The sequence below is a fragment of the Lentzea sokolovensis genome (assembly GCF_033949975.1).
GTDB lineage: Bacteria > Actinomycetota > Actinomycetes > Mycobacteriales > Pseudonocardiaceae > Lentzea > Lentzea sokolovensis.
The window spans coordinates 178893-199051 of the sequence record NZ_JAXAVU010000019.1 but is presented as its reverse complement, the minus strand read 5'-3'; the positions used below and the strand labels follow the sequence as shown (position 1 = coordinate 199051).

Annotated in this window: 20 protein-coding genes and 1 tRNA gene; 5 read left to right on the top strand and 16 right to left on the bottom strand. The window is 68.5% G+C overall.

All coding sequences use genetic code 11. From position 1 onward, the window contains the following. Positions 1-9: 9 nt before the first annotated feature. Genes SK854_RS47565 through SK854_RS47555 form a run of 3 tightly spaced genes read right to left on the bottom strand, consistent with a single transcriptional unit; the run spans position 10 to position 2309 of the window. Positions 10-1317: a PPE domain-containing protein gene (locus SK854_RS47565; protein ID WP_319981812.1), complete on the bottom strand. Its 1308-nt coding sequence runs from the start codon at positions 1315-1317 to the stop codon at positions 10-12. 4 nt (positions 1318-1321) lie between these two features. Continuing rightward, positions 1322-1897 carry a DUF3558 domain-containing protein gene (locus tag SK854_RS47560; RefSeq protein WP_319981811.1) on the bottom strand — a complete coding sequence of 192 codons (576 nt, stop codon included), beginning with the start codon at positions 1895-1897 and terminating at the stop codon, positions 1322-1324. 16 nt (positions 1898-1913) lie between these two features. After that, a complete protein-coding gene (locus SK854_RS47555; protein WP_319981810.1) occupies positions 1914-2309 on the bottom strand; it encodes a hypothetical protein in 396 nt (131 codons plus the stop codon). A 147-nt stretch (positions 2310-2456) separates the two neighbouring features. On the opposite strand from SK854_RS47555, the gene SK854_RS47550 reads away from it, so the two are divergent. Further along, positions 2457-3284: a prenyltransferase/squalene oxidase repeat-containing protein gene (locus SK854_RS47550; protein ID WP_319981809.1), complete on the top strand. Its 828-nt coding sequence runs from the start codon at positions 2457-2459 to the stop codon at positions 3282-3284. On the opposite strand, the gene SK854_RS47545 is transcribed toward SK854_RS47550, so the two are convergent. Then, positions 3266-3907, bottom strand: a complete 642-nt coding sequence (locus SK854_RS47545) for a helix-turn-helix domain-containing protein (protein WP_319981808.1) — start codon at positions 3905-3907, stop codon at positions 3266-3268. The genes SK854_RS47550 and SK854_RS47545 overlap by 19 nt on opposite strands. 108 nt (positions 3908-4015) lie before the next feature. Between SK854_RS47545 and SK854_RS47540 the strand changes: the two genes are divergently transcribed. Beyond that, a complete protein-coding gene (locus SK854_RS47540; RefSeq protein WP_319981807.1) occupies positions 4016-4300 on the top strand; it encodes a hypothetical protein in 285 nt (94 codons plus the stop codon). A gap of 66 nt (positions 4301-4366) precedes the next feature. Here the strand turns inward: SK854_RS47540 and SK854_RS47535 are convergent. The 3 genes from SK854_RS47535 to SK854_RS47525 all read right to left on the bottom strand — a co-directional run bounded on the left by SK854_RS47535 (position 4367) and on the right by SK854_RS47525 (position 7629). Continuing rightward, positions 4367-4438, bottom strand: a tRNA-Val gene (locus SK854_RS47535). A 52-nt stretch (positions 4439-4490) separates the two neighbouring features. After that, complete coding sequence (locus SK854_RS47530) at positions 4491-5873, bottom strand: carbohydrate-binding protein (RefSeq protein WP_319981806.1); 1383 nt, start codon at positions 5871-5873, stop codon at positions 4491-4493. A gap of 124 nt (positions 5874-5997) precedes the next feature. Beyond that, on the bottom strand, positions 5998-7629 hold the full coding sequence (locus SK854_RS47525; RefSeq protein ID WP_406601917.1) for a bifunctional 3'-5' exonuclease/DNA polymerase: 1632 nt from the start codon (positions 7627-7629) through the stop codon (positions 5998-6000). 159 nt (positions 7630-7788) lie between these two features. Between SK854_RS47525 and SK854_RS47520 the strand changes: the two genes are divergently transcribed. Continuing rightward, positions 7789-8709 carry a class I SAM-dependent methyltransferase gene (locus SK854_RS47520; RefSeq protein WP_319981804.1) on the top strand — a complete coding sequence of 307 codons (921 nt, stop codon included), beginning with the start codon at positions 7789-7791 and terminating at the stop codon, positions 8707-8709. Positions 8710-8820: 111 nt separating this feature from the next. Further along, the gene (locus SK854_RS47515) at positions 8821-11235 is read left to right on the top strand and encodes a tetratricopeptide repeat protein (protein ID WP_319981803.1); all 2415 of its coding nucleotides are present in this window, start codon (positions 8821-8823) and stop codon (positions 11233-11235) included. Here SK854_RS47515 and SK854_RS47510 read toward each other — a convergent pair. Both SK854_RS47510 and pruA read right to left on the bottom strand, forming a co-directional pair. Beyond that, positions 11222-12145: a proline dehydrogenase family protein gene (locus tag SK854_RS47510; protein ID WP_319981802.1), complete on the bottom strand. Its 924-nt coding sequence runs from the start codon at positions 12143-12145 to the stop codon at positions 11222-11224. The two genes, SK854_RS47515 and SK854_RS47510, sit on opposite strands and share 14 nt — an antisense overlap. A gap of 87 nt (positions 12146-12232) precedes the next feature. Continuing rightward, positions 12233-13858 carry an L-glutamate gamma-semialdehyde dehydrogenase gene (gene pruA / locus SK854_RS47505; protein WP_319981801.1) on the bottom strand — a complete coding sequence of 542 codons (1626 nt, stop codon included), beginning with the start codon at positions 13856-13858 and terminating at the stop codon, positions 12233-12235. A gap of 110 nt (positions 13859-13968) precedes the next feature. On the opposite strand from pruA, the gene SK854_RS47500 reads away from it, so the two are divergent. Beyond that, a complete protein-coding gene (locus tag SK854_RS47500) occupies positions 13969-15477 on the top strand; it encodes a PucR family transcriptional regulator (protein ID WP_319981800.1) in 1509 nt (502 codons plus the stop codon). On the opposite strand, the gene SK854_RS47495 is transcribed toward SK854_RS47500, so the two are convergent. From SK854_RS47495 to SK854_RS47465, 7 genes are read right to left on the bottom strand one after another with little or no spacing between them, the layout of a single operon-like run. Further along, positions 15459-16076 carry a YidC/Oxa1 family membrane protein insertase gene (locus SK854_RS47495; protein ID WP_319981799.1) on the bottom strand — a complete coding sequence of 206 codons (618 nt, stop codon included), beginning with the start codon at positions 16074-16076 and terminating at the stop codon, positions 15459-15461. The two genes, SK854_RS47500 and SK854_RS47495, sit on opposite strands and share 19 nt — an antisense overlap. Before the next feature lie 41 nt (positions 16077-16117). Continuing rightward, a complete protein-coding gene (locus SK854_RS47490; RefSeq protein ID WP_319981798.1) occupies positions 16118-16402 on the bottom strand; it encodes a DUF6412 domain-containing protein in 285 nt (94 codons plus the stop codon). A gap of 10 nt (positions 16403-16412) precedes the next feature. After that, positions 16413-17135, bottom strand: a complete 723-nt coding sequence (locus tag SK854_RS47485) for a hypothetical protein (RefSeq protein WP_319981797.1) — start codon at positions 17133-17135, stop codon at positions 16413-16415. Beyond that, positions 17132-17677: an RNA polymerase sigma factor gene (locus SK854_RS47480; protein ID WP_319981796.1), complete on the bottom strand. Its 546-nt coding sequence runs from the start codon at positions 17675-17677 to the stop codon at positions 17132-17134. Before SK854_RS47480 ends, SK854_RS47485 begins: the two co-directional genes overlap by 4 nt. 46 nt (positions 17678-17723) lie before the next feature. After that, positions 17724-18311, bottom strand: a complete 588-nt coding sequence (locus tag SK854_RS47475) for a nucleoside/nucleotide kinase family protein (protein ID WP_319981795.1) — start codon at positions 18309-18311, stop codon at positions 17724-17726. After that, positions 18308-18865, bottom strand: a complete 558-nt coding sequence (locus tag SK854_RS47470) for a DUF402 domain-containing protein (protein WP_319981794.1) — start codon at positions 18863-18865, stop codon at positions 18308-18310. Before SK854_RS47470 ends, SK854_RS47475 begins: the two co-directional genes overlap by 4 nt. Continuing rightward, the gene (locus tag SK854_RS47465; protein ID WP_319981793.1) at positions 18843-20117 is read right to left on the bottom strand and encodes an FAD-dependent oxidoreductase; all 1275 of its coding nucleotides are present in this window, start codon (positions 20115-20117) and stop codon (positions 18843-18845) included. The genes SK854_RS47470 and SK854_RS47465 overlap by 23 nt, the downstream gene beginning before the upstream one ends. Positions 20118-20159: the final 42 nt, after the last annotated feature.

Here is a 20159-nt window from a genome sequence, read left to right as displayed (position 1 = left end):
GATTCCCCCTTATCCGCCGATGACCGGCGGAGCAACCATCGTTCCGTCGCCGAAGATGTCCTCGGTCTCCTGCAGGTAGGACGCGGACTTGTGCTCCTTGTCCTCCTCGCCCTCACCGCGACCGCCACCGGCGCCCATACCTCCGGCGCCCATGCCCGCCGCACCACGGCCACCGGCACCCGCCGCACCGGCACCGGACGGCCCGAAGCCACCCGCACCGCCACGACCGTCACCGGCAACACCGGACGCGCCACCGAAGCCGCTGCCCATACCGCCAGGACCACCCATGCCCTTGGCCGCCGCAGCGCCACCGAGGCCGCCAGCACCGGGTCCACCGAGGCCACCGCCACCGCGACCGCCGCCGGCACCACCGCCACCGCCAGGTCCGCCCAGACCACGACCGCCGGGACCGTTGGGGCCACCGGGCCCGCCAGGACCGCCGGGACGGTTGCGGGGGTTGTTGGGGTCGAGCGGGCCACCGGGACGACGCGGGTCGTTCGGGTTGAACACGCCGTCCGGCGGCTGGTTCGGGACGCCGATGTTGGGCGGCGGACGCCGCCCGCCGTCATCGGTGGGCGGCGGAGTGAACCGGTCGTCGACGCCCGCGGTGCTGGTGTCGTCGTTGGAGCCGGGAGGCTTCCACGACGACAGCTGGGAGTCGTCCGAACCGTTCCGGTCGCCACCGCCGCCGGGCGGGTTGCTGCCGATGGGAGGCGGCTCACCGTATTTCGGCGGGGTGACCGGCGGGATCGGGGGCTCTTTGCTCTCTTCGAGGTTGCCCTCGGTAGCCGTCGGCGCGATGAACGTCGGCTGGTTGTCCATGCTCGCGTTGACGGCGCCCGCGTACTGGTTGAACGCGCGGACGTTCGCTTCGCTGACCTGCTGGTTCTTCTCCAGCGCCTTGTCGTAGTCGGTGTCCCACGGGCGCCAGTCGTTCAGGAACGGCTTGTCGGGGACGGTCGGCGGCATGGACATCGCGTTCTTGGCGTCGACGTACGCGCTGCCGACGGTGTCGGCGGTCGTGCCGGCCTGGGTCGCCGACTCACCGGTGACCGTCGCCCAGGTCGCGAGCGGCGAGGTGTTTCCACGGGCCGCGTCACCCGCAGAGCCCTCCCAAGCAGCACCTGAGTCGCGCACGGCCTTCTCGATCAACTGGGCGACGTCCCCGTGCCCACTGGAGAGATTGCGCCAGGACTGCGAGGTGACAGAGGTGCTCTGACCAGGCCCCTTGCCGTTCTCAAACCATTTGTAGATCGTTTCGCCGCCCGCGAAGGGGAGCATTGCGAAACCGCCGATGTTCGGCTCATCCCCAGCCATCTCGCTACCCCTTCAGGTTTGTGATGATCAGCTGCGCTACTCGCTCGGCCTCCGGGCAGGCCTTCTTGGTGGCCCGCTCGTCAGCGGCGGTACCGACCTGCACCGTGACCGAGTCGGTCGCCGACGCCTGGAGAGACGCCTGGCAGGCCAGTTCCCCGTCGATGGCGTCGGTGACGATGACCCGGACGCCATCGATCTTCTTGTCGGTGAAGACCGGGTTGCCCTTGAGGTTGCCGACGATCTCGTCGAACGGCTTCTTCTCGGTCACGTTGACCGTGTACCGGGAGTTCTTGATGACGTCCTGGCCCTTCCAGGCGCAGTTCGGGCCGAGCGCGGAGGAACCGGGTTCGGGAGCACGCACCGACCCGAGCGTGGTGACCTGGCTCGCCGTGAGGATGCTGCACGGGTCGCTGAGGTACTTGGCGATGCTGAGACCTGGACCGCTACCGGTACTGGTGGGATCGCTGCTCGTCTGGTCGGTGCTGGTCTGCGGAGCCGTCGTGGGGTTGCCACCGGTCTGAGTGCTCGTGCACCCGGCCAATGCACCGAAGGCGAGCACGGCGGTCAGCAGGGCGGTCATGCGCTTCAAGATCGTGTCAGCCCTTCATCGCGGACTGCGCCGCTTCATCGGTCTTCTGGTAGTTGGCGAGCTGCTGTTCGATGTTCTTGATGGTCAGCTCCAGCGCTTTCTGAGCCTCCCGATTCGCCCAGCGGTAACCGCCGGACTCGGTGCCGGCCGTTTTGCGCATGGCGAGCGTCGCGTAACCGCTGAACGGGTCAGGACCGGGGGCGCCGGCGGTCTGGATCTGGCCGCTCTCGGTCTCCAGTTCCATCAGCCGCTCGATGGCCTTCTTCAAGCCTTCGATCATCTTGTGGGCCTGGTCCGGGTCGACGCTGAACCTCACGACTCCGCCGCCGGCACCCGCGACCACTCCAGCCGCGGCACCCGCCGCTGCTCCGACGACGGGTACGAGTGCGTCGAACATCAGCATCCTGGCCAGCTCCCCTCAGAACTCCACACCCCTGTTAGAGGATTTTCGCATAGGACCGGTTCCCTGCGGAGTCGAACGGATCAGCTGATCAGGTCACATGGCCGATTCGTTCAAGACCTCGCTCCGTGACCGGCATAGGTTCGAGGCATGATCGAACAGGCGAGGAACTTCCTCTGGCTCAACGCCCGCACGCTGGAACAGCGCTGGTTCGAACACGCTTTCGACGGTGGGAAGGCCGAGCACGTCGTCCAGGCCGTGCTGGCCTACCGCAACGACGACGGCGGCTACGGGTACGGCCTCGAACCCGACCACCGCGGTCCCACCAGCCAGCCGCTGCACGCCCTGCGCGCCCTTCAGGTGTTCGTCGAGGTCAACGCCCCGGAACAGGCCGAATCGATCCTGCGCTGGCTCGAGAACACCTGCCCTGACGGCTCGGTCCCGTTCGGCATGTCCACCTCGAAGGACCACCCGAAGGCACCCTGGGTCGCCGCCGACGACCAGGGCGGACTTCTCCTGACCGCCCAGATCGCCGCCGCTCTCCACGCGCTCGGCACGACCCACTCGTGGCTCGACAAGGCCACGAACTACTGCTGGCAGGAGATCGAGAAGCTCGAGAACACCCACCCGTACGAGCTGCGAGCAGCGGCGATGTTCCTGGACGAGGTGCCGGACCGGTCCCGCGCCGAACTCGCCGCCGAGAAGCTCAAGCACCTCCAGCCGAGCACCGAGGGGTACGCGGACGGCGAAGCGCTCGAACCTCACACCTACGCGCAGAAACCCACCAGCCTCGCCTGCGGTTGGTTCACCGAGAAAGAACTCGCCGAAGACCTCGACGAACTCCAGCGAGGTCAGCAGGAGGACGGCGGCTGGAACTTCGGCTTCCCCGCCTTCACCCCGCTCGTCGACTTCGAGTGGCGTTCCATCACCACGGTCGACGCGTTGCTGACCCTGCGCCGCTACGGCCGGATCAGCTGACCCAGAGACACCCCAGCCAACGCACGCACTTCGCGGGCCAGGTGAGCCTGGTCCGCGTAGCCGGCCTCGAAGGCAACGGCAGAAAACGGCACGCCGTCCCAGGCCAGCCGCAGTGCCGCGTCGAACCGCAGCACCCGCTGCAACACCTTGGGCGGATATCCGAACGCGTCCAGGCACCGCCGCCGCAGCTGACGTGAACTCAGCCCGATCTCCCACGCCGCCGACGCCACGTCCACGGAACGCAGCAGGGAAGCCGTCGCGGCCACCGCCGGATCCACGACCACCCGCGAAGCGCAGAACGCCACCATCTCGGAGAACGAACCGAGCCGTGCGGCAGGCACCAGGTCGGACAACGGCACCCGCAGGTCCCGGACGGCGTGCGCGGGCACCCCGAACACCGACGGGAACGCCCCCGGCGGCAACCTCACGCCGTACAACGTCCCCGGAGCGACCACGGCGAGCTGAGCCGAAGTGTCCGGACCGGCCACGAACAAAGCACCGGTAGCGGGCGCCCACATCAGATCGGTGCAGCCGTCCGGCACCACCCGCTGCACGGTCGGCGCGGGCACCGTGCGCGTCCAGAGGCAGGCCAGACCCGCGGGAGCAGGACGTTCGGCGTACACCGGCCCATTGTCTCAGCTACATGAGAGAACCGGACCTGTTTCTGGTCCCTGCAAACGTGTCATCAGTGGTAGGCAAGACAAAACTCCGTCGCCGCACCCCACCCCGGCGTGCTCGTGAGCAAGGGCCAGCTGGACGTCATGCGCACCCGCGTCAACGCCGGTGCCCAACCGCAAAAGCGTGCCTACAACGCGATGATGGGCTCCCGGTACGCATCCCCGTCGTACACGACGCACCCACGCGCGGTGGTCGAGTGCGGTCCGGTGTCCAACCCCAACAACGGCTGCACCGACGAACGCGAAGACGCCATCGCCGCCTACAGCCACGCGCTGGCCTGGTACATGACGCGCGACGCCAGGTACGCCACAACCTGTTCGTGTCGTGGGAGACGCTGACCCACGGCGACAACCTGGGCTAGAACAAGAAGAAGGGCCCGTCGCCAGACGGGCCCTTCTCTCAAGTGGACGATACTGGGATTGAACCAGTGACCCCTACCGTGTCAAGGTAGTGCTCTCCCGCTGAGCTAATCATCCGTGTCGTACGGATGACATTCTAGCGGACGAACCGGCCCCCGCGCTCAGGGGGTCAGAGGCCGAACTTCACCCAGTTCACGCTCACGTAAGCCGCCGGTTGGCCGCTCGTGAACGTCACGTACACGTCGTGCGTGCCGGAGATGTTCGAGATGTTCGCGGGGATCGTTCTCCACGCGTCCCACCCACCGGTGTTGCCGACCGCGAACGATCCCGCCGGAGTCGCCGTGCGCGATCCGAGTCGCACTTCGACCAGGCCGCTCACCCCGCCCCCGGCGCCGGAGGCCACGCGCGCCAGGAACTGGCGGGCAGGCCCGGAGCCGAAGTTCACGCCGGAGAACTTCAGGTAGCCGCCGTTCGCGATCTGGTGAACGCCGGAACCACCATCCCCTGGCGCCACCGAACCACCGGAGCGTTCCGAGGCGTTCTCCGCCTGCAGTTCGCTGTACGCGGAACCCCCACCGCCGGGGTTCGACGTGGTGGTCGTGGTCGTCGGGGGAGTGGTGGTCCCGCCACCAGCCGAGTACACGGCCACGTAGTCCACGACCATGGAGTGCCCGGATTGCGTGGCCGCGACAGGGGTCGGCTGGTTGTTGTTCAGCGCGTTCGGGAACGCGCCGCCCATCGCCAGGTTGAGCAGGATGAAGTGCCCGGCGTGCGACGTCATCGCGTTCCACACGTTGACACCGACGCGCGCCTGCGTCACCTGGTGGAACGACTGGCCGTCGACGAACCACGTGAACGTCTTCGCGGCGTCGTCCCACTCGAAGCGGTAGGTGTGGAAGGCGGACTGGCAGGACGAGCCGGGGCACGCCCGCGAGTTGCCGATGCCGGTGAACTCGCCGCAGGCACCGCCGGGAGCGACGTCGCAGTGCAGCACGCCCCACACGGAGTTGATGCCGTTGACGTTCTCCATGATGTCGAACTCGCCGATGCCCGGCCAGTTCCAGTAGTTGCCGCGGTACGGCGCGCCCAGGGTCCAGAACGCGGGCCAGTAGCCCAGTGCGGCTTCACCGGTCACGTTCGGCATCTGGATGCGGCCCTCGATGGCGAGCTTGCCGCCGGGTGCCGGCTTGAAGTTGGAGCGCTGGGTCTCGATGCGCGCCGACGTCCAGTTGCCCCCGCCGTCCTTCAGGGCGGTGATGCGCAGGTTGCCGGCGCCGTCGAGCTTGAGGTTGTTCGTGCTGTTCGTGTAGTTCTGGATCTCGCCAGTGCCCCAGTTGGCAGGTCCGCCGGGGTAGCCGTGGCCGGTGTCGATGATCCAGTTGGAGCTCGACGGCAGCGATCCGTTGGAACCGTTGAAGTCGTCACCCCACACCTGCGTCCATCCCGCGGCAGGGGGTGGGATCGAAGCGTTGGCGGACATGGCGGCGATCGCCAGGGGTACCGCGGCAATAAGAGCTGTCGTGGCCGCGAGGATGCGGCGTCGTTGCCTCATGCGCGGGTGACCTCCTTGTCACGGGTGCAGTCCATTTATGAGAGCGCTCTCACGGGGTGAGAACAAGCCTCCGTTCGGACTAACGCCCCAGATCGCACCAGGTTGCGCAGCGTCTCGTTTGGACTCACTTCGCGTTCGCGTAGCAGGTCACGGGCACCGCGTTCATCGGAAAGCGCACCGCTGTCCCGCCGAACAGAAGTCGCGTCGCCTCGCGCCCGGCCTCGGCGATCGCCTCGATGACGGCGTCGGCGTCGGCGAGCGGGCAGTGCACCAGCACCTCGTCGTGCTGGAAGAACACCAGGTGCGCGTCGGCGGGCAACCGGCTGCGCAGCACGCCCAGCAACGCCGCCGTCCAGTCCGCCGCGCTGCCCTGGACCACGAAGTTCCGGGTGAACCGGCCCCAGTTGCGCGCCGCCTGCCGCGACGAGCTCGACGACTCACCCGACTCGTCGGCGCCCCCGGTCAGCTCCTGCCACGCCGCCGACGGCGTGGGTGACGTGCGGCCCAGCCGCGTGCGCACCATCCGGCCCTGCTCACCGGCGCGCGCGGCGTCCTCGACGTAGCCGACGGCGATCGGAAACCTCTTGCGCAGCACGGCGAGCAGCGGCCCGGCCTCGCCGGAGGTGCCGCCGTACATCGCCGACAGCATCGCGATCTTCGCCCGCGGCCGTTCGCCCTTGAACGAGTCCTCCGCCAGCGACGCGTAGAGGTCGTCGTCCCCGCAGACCTCGATCAACCGCGAATCCCCTGACAGGGCAGCGAGAATCCGCGGTTCGAGCTGCGACGCGTCCGCCGCCACGAGGCACCACCCGTCGTCGGCGATCACCGCCTGCCGCATCAGCCGCGGGATCTGCAACGCGGCCCCGCCACGCGACGCCCAGCGTCCGGTGACGACGCCACCCACGACGTAATCCGGCCGGAATCGCCCGTCCTTGACCCACGTGTCGAGCCACGACCAGCCGTGCGCAACCCACAGCCGTGCGCGTTCTTTGTAGTCCAGCAACGGTTTCACCGCGGGGTGGTCGACCTTCTTCAACACCCACCGTCGCGCGGACGGCACCTCGATGCCCGCCCGCGCGAACGCCCGCACGATGCTGGCCGGCGCGTCCGGGTTCATCTCCCGCCCGCCGAACGCCTCCTGGATCTGATCCGCCAGGTCCTGCAACAACTTCGGCCGCTGGCCGGGTGCCGGGCGCGGCCCGAGGACCTCCTCCAGCAACCGGTTGTGCACGTCCTCCCGCCACGGCAACCCGTGGTGCGTCATCTCCGCCGCCACCAGCGCTGATGCCGACTCCGCCGCGATCAGCAGCCCCAGTGCCGGATTCCGTTGCTGCGAACGGAAAACCAGCGACAACGCGGCCAGCTCGTCCGTGTCGCCCGGCAGCGTCACCGGCTCCGGCCCGAACAACGTCAGCGCGTCGTCCTTCTTGGGTGGCCCGACGTCGGCAGGAGCGGGCAGCCCGAGCAGCCGGGCCAACGCTCCCGGCAGCTCCTTCGGCTCGCGATGCCGGCCCTCCACGCCGAGCAGCAACGCCTCGGTCAGGTGCAGGTCCCAGCACCGGTCGACCCGCACCCCGGCCGAGAGCAGCACCGGGTAGATCTCGGACGTGTCCGCCCACACCCAGCGCGGCTTGTGGGCGCGCTCCAGCGACGCGACGGCCGAGGCGAGCGACGAAGCTGTCATCACGGGACCAGAAGGCGTCCCGTCATCGTTCAGTTTCTGCCACCGTCCCGCACCGTCCGCCTCGGCAACCAGAGCGACCAGCACACCTGGGATTGTGCCGAACAGGTCTGACAATTTCAGTCCAGACTGAACCAAGGACCGGAAACGTTTGCACCGAACCACAGGTCATTCCCCTAGTGGGAGCGCTGCCACAGTGCCAAACCAAGGAACGCTCACCTTGGGAGAGCTCTCATGACCAACGGCAACGCGGCCACCGGCCTGCGCGACCTCAACGCCGGCATCCCCGACGCGGCCCAGCTCAAGGGCGCTGTCTCGGCGGTCTACGACGACGTGGCGTCGTGGTCGCGGACAGGCGACTTCTGGAACTGGGGCATGCACTGCCCCGAACTGCTGAACGAGCTCAACGGCCTGCGCCCGAACTTCAACGCGGGCGTGAGCGACGGGTTCTCGGAGCAGCTCTACTTCCAGACCCTGCGCGGGCTGCCGTACACGACGAACGACTTCAAGACCCTCAAGGTCCTCGAGGTCGGCTGCGGCATGGGCGAGGGCCTCAACTTCCTCACCCGCCTCGTCGACCCGGCCAGGGCGGTCGGCCTCGACATCTCCGGTGCGGCCATCCGCAGGGCCAACGCGATCCTCGCGCGTGGCGATCGGCTCACCTACGTCGAGGGCGACGCGGAGAGCCTGCCGTTCGAGGACGGCGAGTTCGACCTCGTCATCAACGTCGAGAGCTCGCACAACTACCCCGACGTCGAGAAGTTCTTCCGCGAGGTGGCGAGGGTCCTCAAGCCCGGCGGCCACTTCTCGATCATCGACGTCTTCGACCCCCGCTCCAACCAGCGGTTCAGGGGCAGCCTGCAGCAGAACGTCACCGAGTTCGACTGGATCGCGGAGCGCGACGTCACGGAGAACGTGAAGAGCGCGATCCGCCAGCGGATGGCTCCCGGCAGCTTCTTCCGCAAGGAGTACGCCCGCAAGCAGATGCCGCTGCGGGCCCGGATCATCGGTGGCCTGAACGGCGCGCACTACGCCGGCGCCGACTTCATCGGCCACAAGGACACGCTGTCGAAGGTCCTGGAGCTCGCCCGCATCCGGACGAAGTTCGTCGGCGAGTACGAGAGCTACCGTCACCACCTGGCCCGTCGCGGGTAGCTGTTGGAGCTTCTCCAAGCCAGTAGGCAATGGAGTGAAGGAAAAACGGGAAAAGGCCACGATGGTGTGGTCTTGCTATCCCTCGCCTGGTCACCGGCCGACTATGAAGCCGTGGACCGAGCACTCAGCGTCGCCGCATTGCTGGATCCCACCCACCAGGTGGTCCCCTTTCACGGCAGAGAATCCGAACTGCGCACACTCACGCTGTGGCGCGACAGCCCCGCGCCGCAGGCGTCTCTGCTGCTGCACGCCCCGGCGGGCGCGGGCAAGACCAGGCTGCTCCAGCACTTCCGGGAGGAGCTCTGGGACGACGACGCGCACGGCAGGCTGCTGGTGATCGACGACGCCGATCGCCTGCGGTGGCATGACGTCTTCGTGCAGTTGCAGGACACGCTCCGGCACGGGCCGGTGCGCACGCGGGTGCTGCTGGCGGCGAGGACCACGGGCTGGTGGTGGTCCTCCACCCGGCAGCGCATCGCGGACTTCGACCACGAGGTCACCGCCCTCGAACTGGCCTCGACGCTGGACGACCGCGCCGAGTCGTTCACGCTGGCCTGCCAGCACTTCGCCAAGCACCTCACCGTCACCGCGCCAGACGAACCGCCGCCGAACATCGCCGGGGAAACGCTCCTCGACCTGCACATGGCCGCGCTGACCGTGGTGCACGGCGACCCGTGCGACGTGAACCGCACCCAGCTCGTGCGGCAACTCCTCAAACGCGACGACGGCCGCAAGACCGGCCGCATCGCGGAGGACTACCTCGCGGTCGCCACCCCGGACACCCCGGACCCGGACCTGCTGGCCCGCGCCGCCCACCGCTGGCCGAACCTCAGGCCCAGGCTCGACGAGCTCGTCACGGGCAACCCGGAGATCGTGCGCGACATGGCCCGCGACAGCCTCCGCATCGCCGCGGAGATCGGGTCGTTCGCCACCCTGGAGACCATCGCGCGCCAGATCTTCCGCGACGAGCGCTTCGCCACCGACGCGATCCCGTCGATCCTCACCCACCGGCTGATCGACCGCGCCGACGACGTCCTCGAACGCGCCGAGATGTACGGCATGCTCAGCGCCCGCACGATGCTGTGCGGCCTGCGCCAGGAGTCCGTCGAGGCCTCCCAGGCCGAGGTCGAGTGCTACCGCGAGCTCGCGAGGCAGGACCCGGAGAACCGGCCGCTGCTCGCGGACGCGTTGGGGGACCTGGGACTCCGGCTCATCAACGCCCAGCGCAACGACGAGGTGCTGGCCGTCTCCGAGGAGGCGATCGACCTCTGGCGCGAGATCGCGGAGGACGACCCGGAGACCATTCCGCAGCTCGCGTCCGCCCTGGAGCAGATCAGCTACCGCTACCAGACGCTCGGCCGCGACGAGGACGCGATGACCGCCATCAGCCGCGCCACCCTGCTCTTCCAGGAGCTCGCGAAGAACCACCCGGCGCTCTTCCGCGCCGACTTCGCCAGGGTCGCCGCCGCGATGGCCCGCCGCTTCCACGTCGAGGGCAACAAGCAGCACGCGGCCGACTCGATGCAGCTCTCCATCGCGAACTGGCGGGTGCTCGCCCAGGAGGACCCGCGCTTCGAACCGGAACTGGCCCGCAACCTCGTCGCGGCGGGCACCATGCTCGTCGACCTGGGCAGGGCCGAAGCGGCCAGCGAGACGTTGAAGGAGGCCATCGACCTCTTCCGCCGCCTCGCCGTCGCCAACCCCGAGACGTTCGGCACCGACCTCGCCGAGGCACTCACCCAGCGCAGCCAGGCTCTGAGCGAGCTGGCCGACGACATCGACGCCGCGCTCACCGCTCGCGAGGCCGTGATGCTCTGGCGCGAGACGGGCGACCGCAAGGGCCTGGGCGCCGCGCTGCTCAACGTCGCCAAGGTCGTGGGCGACGTCGGCGCGGCCGAGGAAGCCGTTGAGGTGTACCGGGAACTGGCCGCCGAGGACCTCGTCTGGAACCAGGCAGGCCTCGTCATCGCCCTCGCGATGCTCGTCGAGCAGCAGCTCCTGCACGACCAGGACTCGCAGGCACTGCACACCGCCGACGAGTGCCTCGAACTCTGCCACCGCCTGCCGTCGCAGCTCGTCGAGTTCTTCGGCGCGACACTGGCGCCACCGCTGCAGAACACGGCCCGCGCACTGTCCGAAGCGGACCATCACGTCCGCGCGTTGCGGATGTCCGAGTTCGCGGTCGGCGTCTGCCAGGCCCTGAAGGCGAGGACGGCGCCCACCGTCTACCTCTCGGCCCTCCAGCAGCACGTGTGCAGACTCCGTGGCGCGGAACGGAAAGAAGAGGCGCGCAACACCGCGCACACGGCGGTCGTGCTGTGGCACATGGCAGGGCTCGACCTCGACCGCCACGCCGGTTACGGCGACGCGCTGACGATCTACGGAAGGCTGTGCGCGGAGACGAAGTACGAGACGGAGAAAGCACTTCGGCTCACCCACCGCGCGGCTGACGTCTTCCGCGAGGCAGGTGAGCCGGTGAAGTTGCGGTTCGCTCTCGAAACGGCCGCGGAGCTCAGCTCTTCGTGAGCAGCGAGCGCACGAAGAACGCCACGTTGGCCGGACGCTCCGCGAGGCGGCGCATGAAGTAGCCGTACCACTCGTCGCCGTACGGGACGTAGACGCGCATGCGGTTGCCCTCGGCGGCGATGCGGCGCTGCTCCTCGGGCCGGATGCCGTACAGCATCTGGAACTCGTAGGTGTCCTTCGAGCGCGCGGACGCCAGGTCTGCGGCGATCGCGATCAGGCGCGGGTCGTGCGAGGCCACCATCGGGTAGCCCTGCCCCTCCATCAGCACCTTCAGGCACCGCACGTACGACAGGTCGACGTCGTGCTTGTCCTGGTACGCAACGGAAGCAGGCTCCTGGTAGGCGCCCTTGCACAGCCGCACGCGCGAACCGGAGTACGCGAGATCGCGGCAGTCCTGCTCGGTGCGCTTCAGGTAGGCCTGCAGCACCGCGCCGACCCACGGGAAGTCCACCCGCAGCTCGCGCAGGATGTCCAGCGTCGAGTCCGTGGTGGTGTGGTCCTCCATGTCCAGCGTCACGGTCGTGCCGACGACAGCGGCGGCGGCACAGATGCGACGGGCGTTCTCCAGCGCGATCTTCTCGCCGTCGATCGCCAGCGACTGACCGACGGCGGACAGCTTGACCGACACCTCGGCGCCCTCGGTGAGTCCGTGCGACTCCAGCCGTGACAACAGCGTCAGGTACGCCTCGACGGTGTCGTTGGCCTGCGACTCCTCGAAGGTGTCCTCACCGAGGTGGTCAAGGGTCACCAGACGGCCGTCGCCGAGCACCTCGGCGGTCGCGCGGATCGCGGAGGAGACGTCGGCACCGGCGACGAACCGCTCGACGACGGGCCGGGTCAGCGGCGTCGACTCGACGAGCTTGCGGGCGCTCGCGTTGCGGGCCGCGAAGAGAAGGCTGGAGCGCAACATGGTTCACGTCCTCAGGGTGTGAAAGGTGAGGGGAACGTCCAAACACTTGTGGCGCATGGACGTTCCCCTCACTCAGAAGGGCCGGATCTAGCCCTGGTGCGGGTGGAGGTGGGAGGTGGGGGCCGCGAAGGTCTCCTTGATGGAGCGCGGGCTGACCCAGCGGAGCAGGTTGTGGACCGACCCCGCCTTGTCGTTCGTGCCGGACGCGCGGCCGCCGCCGAACGGCTGCTGGCCCACGACGGCACCGGTCGGCTTGTCGTTGACGTAGAAGTTGCCGGCGGCGAACCGCAGTTCCTCCTGCGCGTGCGCCACGGCGGCACGGTCACGCGAGATGATCGAGCCGGTCAGACCGTAGGGCGCCGCGCTCTCCATCTGCTTGAGCACGGTCAGGTAGTCGGCGTCCTCGAACACGTGGATCGCGAGCACCGGGCCGAAGAACTCGGTGGTGAACACGGAGTTCGTGGGGTCCGAACCGATGAGAACGGTCGGCCGCACGAAGAAGCCGTCGGAGTCGTCAGCGGTGCCGCCGGCGGCGATCTCCAGCGACGAGTCCGCGCGAGCGGCCTGCAGCACGCCCGACAGCTTGTCGAACGAGCGGCGGTCGATCACCGCGCCACCGAAGTTCGAGAAGTCCGTGACGTCGCCGTAGGTCAGGGCGTCGACCTCGGACAGGAACTGGTCCTTGATCTTGTTCCACACCGAGCGCGGCACGTAGGCGCGCGACGCGGCGGAGCACTTCTGGCCCTGGTACTCGAAAGCACCGCGGATCAGGGCGACGCGCAGCACGTCCGGGTCGGCCGACGGGTGCGCCAGGATGAAGTCCTTGCCACCGGTCTCGCCGACGATGCGCGGGTACGAGCGGTAGTTCGCGATGTTCGAGCCGACCTGCGCCCACAGCTTCTGGAACGTCGGCGTGGAGCCGGTGAAGTGGATGCCCGCGAGGTCGGGGGAACTCAGCGCCACCTCGGACACCGCGAGGCCGTCACCGGGCAGCAGGTTGATGACGCCGGGCGGCATGCCGGCTTCTTCGAGCAGGCGCATGGTGAGGTGCGCGGCGAACGACTGGGTGGGCGACGGCTTCCACAGCACGACGTTGCCCATCAGCGCGGGCGCGGTCGGCAGGTTGCCGGCGATGGCCGTGAAGTTGAACGGCGTGATCGCGTAGACGAAACCTTCCAGCGGACGGTGGTCCGTGCGGTTCCACACGCCGGGGGAGGAGATCGGCTGCTCGGCCAGCAGGGTGCGGGCGAACTGCACGTTGAAGCGCCAGAAGTCGATCAGCTCGCACGCCGCGTCGATCTCCGCCTGGATCGCGGTCTTCGACTGGCCGAGCATCGTGGCGGCGTTCAGCGTCTGCCGCCACGGGCCGGCGAGCAGGTCTGCGGCGCGCAGGATGATCGCCGCGCGGTCGTCGAACGACATCGCGCGCCACGCCGGAGCGGCCTCGCGGGCGGCCCGCAGCGCGTCGGTCGTGTCCTGCTGGGTCGCGCCGGCGAGGGTGCCGAGGACCGAGCGGTGGTTGTGCGGCTGGACGACGTCGAAACGCTCGCCGCCACCCATGCGCTGCTCGCCACCGATGGTCAGCGTCAGATCGAGCGGCTCCTTCTGCAGCTCGACCAGCTTGGCCTGCAGCTCAGCGCGCTCCGGGGTACCGGGGGCGTACTGCAGGACCGGCTCGTTGACCGGGGCGGGAACCTGGGTGACCGCGTCCACTCGCAACTCCTTATGGGCTTGTTCGGTACGCAAACCGTAAGTCCGCGTGACCTGGCCTCGGTTGTGCAAAACGCCAAGATTCACCAGGTCAGATGTACGATCGAACAGTTATGAGCCTCCGCCACATCCTCATCGCGCTGGGCGACCCGCTCGTCGAACTGCAGGTTGCCCCCAACGGCCTGGAGGTAGACGTGCGCGATGTGGTGATCATGGATCCGGACGACCCGCCGGACGTGGCTCAAGGTGACCTCGCACTGCTCATCGGCGCTCGTGGCCGGGCCGCGTTGCCGCTGATCAGGGCCGCAGGACGAGCCAAAGCCGCCGCGGTCGCGGTCAAGGAGTCGTCACAAGCCCTCGAACAGGCGGCGATGGACGCTGGAGTGGCGTTGCTCGAAGTCCGCCCCGAGGTCCGCTGGGGCCACCTGGAGTCGCTCGCCAAGGGCGTCCTGACGACCACGACCGACGACGGCGAGGTCCTCGGCGACCTGTTCGCGCTCGCGCAAACGATTGCCACCCTGACCGGCGGCATCGTCAGCATCGAGGACACCGCGAGCCGCGTGCTCGCCTACTCCCGCTCGTCCGACGAGGTCGACGAACTGCGCCGGCTCTCGATCCTCGGCCGTCAGGGCCCGGAGCCGTACCTGAAGATGCTGCGCGAGTGGGGTGTCTACAACCTCCTCCGGTCAGGAGAAGAGGTCGTCCGCATCGACGAACGCCCTGAACTGGGCATCCGGAGACGCATCGCCGTCGGCATCCACGCCGGCCGCCAGCCGCTCGGCACGATCTGGGTGCAGGAGGGCGACCAGCCGCTGACCGACCAGGCCGAACGAGCACTGCTCGGCGCCGCCCGCGTCACCGCCCCGCACCTGATCCAGCAGCGCAACCAGCCCACGTCGAGGTTCCGCGAGAACCTCCTGGCCGCCCTGCTCACCGGCCGCATGGACGCCGCCACCGTCGCCGGTCAGATCGGCGCCGACCCGAAGAAACCCGCGGCGGTAGTGGTGTTCGCGGTGCGCAGCGCCGAAGGTGACCGCAGCGAACACGAACTGCGCCGAGCCGAGATGACCGGGCTGATCTCGGTGCACGCGGCGGCGTACCGGCGCAGCGCGCTGGTCAGCGAGTCCGGCGGCCGCACCTACGTCCTGCTGCCGGACCTCGCTCCGAACGCCCAACTCCTGAGCCTGACCAGGGAGATCGTCACCACCGCACGCCGTCACCTGCACACGGCCGTCCAAGCCGCGGTCGGCTCGACGGTGTCCACACTGGACGACGCGCAGATCTCCCGCCAGGAGGCCGAACGCGTGCTGGACGCGATGGCCCGTGACCTCGATGCCGAGGTCGCGACGCTCGCCGACGTCCGCTCCCAGGTCCTGGTGAGCGAGATTCTGGCGTTGCTGCAGGACAATCCGCGGATCCGCGATCCGAGGATCGACGCGCTCGACCCGGAACTCGCGAAGTCGTTGCTGACCTACCTCGACGCGCTGGGTGACGTGCGCGCCGCGGCGGACCGGCTGCACGTCCACCCGAACACGCTCAGGTACCGGCTCAAGCGGATCGACCTCGATCTGGACGACCCGCTCGTCCGGCTCATCGCCCAGCTTCAGCTCAGGATGCGGTAGAGCAACGCCCGTTCCGCGATCGTCCACGTCGTCGTGGTGAGCAGGTACAACCCGGCGGCCAGCGGCAGGTACGCGGCCACCAGGATCGTCCCGAACGGCAGCACCTTGACCAGCCCGGTCATGAACCCCGGCTGGGGCGTGGTGGTCATCCGCGACTGCTGCCACTTCACGGTCAGATAGGCGACCACGGCGAGCAGCCCGAACAGCACGAAGAACACCCACGCGAAACCGGTCGTGAAGTGCGAGCCGAGCGAAATGCCGAACAACGTGCCGTCCAGCAACGGGTTCGGCGTCGTCACGACCTGGTAGATGACCATGAAGAACGGGACGGTCGCGAGCATCGGCAGCATGCCGGCGAACATCGAGATGCCGTTGCGCTTGTAGACCTTCTGCGACTCCTCCGAGAAGCGCATCAGGTCCTTGCCGTACTTCTTCTGCAGCTTCTGGATCTCCGGCGCGAGCTTGGCCTTGGACTTCTCGCCCCGCACGGCCGCGCGGTAGAAGGGGTGCAGCGCGAGCCGCACGACGATCGTGAACAGAACGATGGCGAGCGCGGGCATGCCGAAGCTCGCCAGGGCAGCGCCCAGGTCAGCGAACAAGGTGTGTTTCTCCGTCTTGAGTCAGGGAAGTGCGGGACGTGTCAGAACGTCCTGCATCCCGGTGCTCGGGGACGGGATTTGCCTGCGGCGTCAGGGTTTCGCAGCCGCAGTTGAGCTGAACGCTGGGCTCGTTCGCGGATCGAGAGCGACCGCGCCGGTGCCACCGACCGCGGCACCAGCGCGACGACCACGATCAACGCGAGAGCGAGCGCGGTCACGGCCGCGACGACCTCGGTCGGAGACGAGAACAGCGTGAAGGCGTAGAGGGCGGGCAGGAACACCGCGAGCAGCAGCATCGCTCGCTGCTTGGTCTCCGGCCGCCACATGCCTTGCAGACTACCTGTCCTTGACGGGAATCGGGGCGGTCTCCAGCAGGCTGCCCGCTTCGTCGTAGAGCCGGACCTGCTTCGGCTTGCCCAGGCTCGGCCACCACGTCACGATCCAGCCGTCGCCGAGACTCGCGGTCACCTCCAGCGCGTCCTCGGTGACGATGACCGCCTTGCCGACCTTCGGGCTCACCCGGCCGATCAGAACGGTCGTGCTGGTGCCGCTGCTCACGTCCGTCATGCCGATCTGCGGGGCGAAGTCGGCGAACAGGCGGTCGCCGAGCGGCTCGCGTTCCTCGATGCCGCCGTGGGCGCTCATGCCGACGGCCTTCGGTGTTCCCCAGCACAGCGCCTCGGACTGCGGACTGGTGAACAGCACCATCGTCATGTTGCCGCGGTGGTCGGTGACCGACACCTCACGCGGGGCCGGCCAGACCGGCTGGCCCTCGATCCCGCGCTCCGCGTCGTGCCGGTCGAGCGTCTTCCCGCACTCCGCGATCATGGGTGACATGTCGCCGGGCGCCCTCGGCTCGGCGGTCCACGACGCGGAGGCGTCCTGGTTCGTCGGGGTCCACAGCACGAGCGTCACGGCGACGGCGGCCACGAGAGCCGTCGCGGGCACCGTGAAACGCCACCACCGCCGGGATGGCTTCGAGCTGATCTCGTTGAGCAGCGCGTGCTTGCGGACCTGGAGCCGCATCGGGTCCAACTGCGGGATGTCGGGCTTGATCACAGTGCCTCCTCAACCAGGGCGCCACGCACGGTGCGTTGCGCGCGAGCGAGTCGGGACTTCACCGTGCCGACCGGGATGCCGAGCACCCTGGCGATCTGCGCCTGACTCAGGTCCGACCACGCGGACATCTCCAGCACCTCCCGGTCCCCGGCGGGCAGCTTCTCCAGCTTCGCTATCACCGTCCTGGTCCTGGACTCCGCGTCCACGCGCCGTGCCACGTCATCGGCGTGGTCGTCGTCGGCGTGCTGCGGCGCAACCTTGCCAAGAGCGGTCTTGTACCGCGTACGGGCACGTTGGTGGTTGCGGGTGACACCCAGTGCGACGGTGTAGAGCCAAGGCAGGAGCGACTCCTCGACGGTCACGGACGTGCGTTTGCGCCAGGTTTCCATGAACACCACGGACACCAGGTCCTCGGCCACCGCCCATGTACCGGTGCGGCGTAAGCAGTAGGCGAACACGGCCTGGGCGTGGCGTTCGAACAGCTGCCCGAACGCCTCGCTCACACCGGCCCGGACCTGCCCCCAAAGTTCTTCGTCGGTCACGGACCCTCCTCTCTGCCCCGCTTATGTCCGCGGCGGGCAGAGTGGTTCACGACTCGACCAGACCGGGCCGTTCCGGGTGGTCGTAGCGCACGAAGAGGTCGGCCACCGGCTCGTAGTCGTCGAACGCGGGCAGCGTCCACTCCTCGGCGGTCTTGCGCTTCAAGGCGCCGGGGGAGAGCCACAGGTGCACGGTCAGTTCGGCGGGCAGCCAGCGGTCGAGCATGAGCGTGCCGTCCACGAGCACGACCCCGTTCTCCGGCACGTCGACGTACTCGGCGCGGCTGGCCCGGTCGGTGGCCGCGTTCCACAACGACGGCAGCACCTTGCCGTCCATCGCCGGGTCGAGCACCTCGCGTTGCAGACCGCCGAAGTCGAACCAGTCGTGCCGGTACGAGTACGAGTCGGTGCGGCCGTGTTCCAGCCGCACCGACGCCGGCCGCAGGAAGTCCTCAATGGACACGCGCTGTACCGCACGGCCCAAGGCGCGCAACGGTTCGACGACGGCGTCCGCGAGCCTGCCGGGTTCGGCGGCGGGTGCGCCGTCGATCAGGACGCGCACCCGTCCGTCGATCTCCGACACCTGGCCGACGATCTCGGCGACGAGCGTGTCGAACGTGAGCGGCCGGACCTTCACTGCCAATCCAGTGGTGGTCGCCAGTCCGCCCAGGCCGTGTCCCACCAGATCTCGCCGGACGCCAGCATCTTCTCGATCTTGAGCCCCTCGGCCCTGATCTCCTCGGCCTCCCGCGCGGAGTACTTGCCCGACGCGACCTGCTCCTCGAACTCGTCGAGGTCGCGCTGCGCCCAGGTGCCGTCCGGGTCGAGGGTGTAGTCCAGGGCGTGGTCGAGGGTCTCGAAGCCGTCCTCGACGCGACGGTAGGGCGCCTGCAGGTTCAGGTAGTAGTTGCCGAACTTCCTGTTCTCGCCCTTCCAGAACAGGTCGACGGAGTAGGCGTCCTGCGGGCGGTGCAGCATGAGCTTGCCGTGGCCGCGCCAGAAGCCGCGTTCCGGCTTGTCCCACGGGTGCGGGTGGTGGTGGTCGGGATAGGTGAGCCGGGTGCCCGGCTCCACGAACACCGCGAGCAGTCCCGGCTCGTCGACGATCACCCTGGTCGGCATCTCGGACCAGACCTTGCCGTGCAGCACCTCACGCCGCACCACGACCTCACCCGGCGTGAACAACCTCATGGTCAGAACTTACGTGATCACGCTCAGCCGCGTCCTCGGCCAGCATCTTCCGCTTGAGCACGGGCACGGCGTTGGTCACGCGCAGGAACGTCCGCTGGAACGCCGCCGCGGCCCGTCCGATCACGGGCTTGTGGACGACGCTGGTGCCGTCCATCATCTCGCGCGACGCCTCCACGGCCTTGAACCCGTACTCGACCATCTCCTGCTCGTACTCGCCGATCGCCTCTACGACGTTCTTGCCGTTGTGGGCCTCGATCAGCTTGCGGGACAACAGTTCCGCGTCGCGCAGCGCGGTGTTCGCGCCGATGCCGCGGCCGGGCGTCATGAGGTGCACCGAGTCGCCGATCATCGTGACGTTGCTCGGCTTCCACGGCCGCAGCCGTTCGGACGTGCGGACCCTGATCTGGAACACGGTCTCCGGCGTGGCCAGTGCGAAGAGCTTGCGCAGGTTCGGGTGGAACTTCGGGGTCATGGTCAGGACGGCCTGCTTGAGCTCGGCCTGGCTCATGCCCTTCATGTCCGGGAACTTGTGGTGCGCGGCCGCGTAGCCCCACATGATGTAGTCGTCCTCGATGCCCGTGCCGTCGAAGCGCATCACGTGGATGATCACGAACTCGCCGTGGGGCCCGAACAGCAACGTGATGCCGCCGTCGGCCAGCGGGGGCAGCAGCTTCGCGTTCTCCTCGGTCAGCGGCAGCTTGCCCGCGATCGACGTGATGCCGGTGTCGACCACCTTGGCGTCCGGCAGGTGCTGCCTGCGCACCCTGGACTGCGCGCCGTCCGCGCCCACCAGCACGTCACCGGTCACGGACGTGCCGTCCTCGAAGAACGCGGTGACGGTGCCGTCGTCGTTGCGGGTGAAGCGCTGGAACGTCTTGTCGAACCGGACGACGTCGTCCAGGCCGCCGAGCAACGCCGTGCGCATCGCGATCCGGCTGACCGACTTCTCGCTGCGGCTGTCGTCGAGGTCCGTCGCGACGTCGCCGACCAGCAGTTCCTTGTACTTCTCCGTGCGCATGACTATGTGTTTCGGCGGCCGGGCCGTGGTGCGGACGAACTCCGCGAACACGTCCGGAGGTAAGCAGCTGTGCAGCGCTTTGCTTCCGTCCGGGCTGATCCCCACCCGGTAGCCGATCAGCATGCTGCGCGGCGTGCGGTCGCGTTCGAACAACGCCACGTCCACGCCGGCCTTCTTCAGCCCGTGCGCCAGGCACAGGCCCCCGGTCCCCGCTCCGATGATGAGTACACGCATGAAACATCCCCCTCAACTAAGTCTCTTAGCCAGGAAGATATT

What these genes read in the sequence shown, in the direction of transcription:
- SK854_RS47490 (WP_319981798.1), bottom strand. Translation starts at nt 16,402, where the DNA reads ATGTGGCGGCCGGAGACCAAGCAGCGAGCGATGCTGCTGCTCGCGGTG.
- SK854_RS47560 (WP_319981811.1), bottom strand. Translation starts at nt 1,897, where the DNA reads ATGACCGCCCTGCTGACCGCCGTGCTCGCCTTCGGTGCATTGGCCGGG.
- SK854_RS47550 (WP_319981809.1), top strand. Translation starts at nt 2,457, where the DNA reads ATGATCGAACAGGCGAGGAACTTCCTCTGGCTCAACGCCCGCACGCTG.
- SK854_RS47470 (WP_319981794.1), bottom strand. Translation starts at nt 18,865, where the DNA reads ATGAGGTTGTTCACGCCGGGTGAGGTCGTGGTGCGGCGTGAGGTGCTG.
- SK854_RS47555 (WP_319981810.1), bottom strand. Translation starts at nt 2,309, where the DNA reads ATGCTGATGTTCGACGCACTCGTACCCGTCGTCGGAGCAGCGGCGGGT.
- SK854_RS47530 (WP_319981806.1), bottom strand. Translation starts at nt 5,873, where the DNA reads ATGAGGCAACGACGCCGCATCCTCGCGGCCACGACAGCTCTTATTGCC.
- SK854_RS47510 (WP_319981802.1), bottom strand. Translation starts at nt 12,145, where the DNA reads ATGTTGCGCTCCAGCCTTCTCTTCGCGGCCCGCAACGCGAGCGCCCGC.
- SK854_RS47500 (WP_319981800.1), top strand. Translation starts at nt 13,969, where the DNA reads ATGAGCCTCCGCCACATCCTCATCGCGCTGGGCGACCCGCTCGTCGAA.
- SK854_RS47465 (WP_319981793.1), bottom strand. Translation starts at nt 20,117, where the DNA reads ATGCGTGTACTCATCATCGGAGCGGGGACCGGGGGCCTGTGCCTGGCG.
- SK854_RS47520 (WP_319981804.1), top strand. Translation starts at nt 7,789, where the DNA reads ATGACCAACGGCAACGCGGCCACCGGCCTGCGCGACCTCAACGCCGGC.
- SK854_RS47565 (WP_319981812.1), bottom strand. Translation starts at nt 1,317, where the DNA reads ATGGCTGGGGATGAGCCGAACATCGGCGGTTTCGCAATGCTCCCCTTC.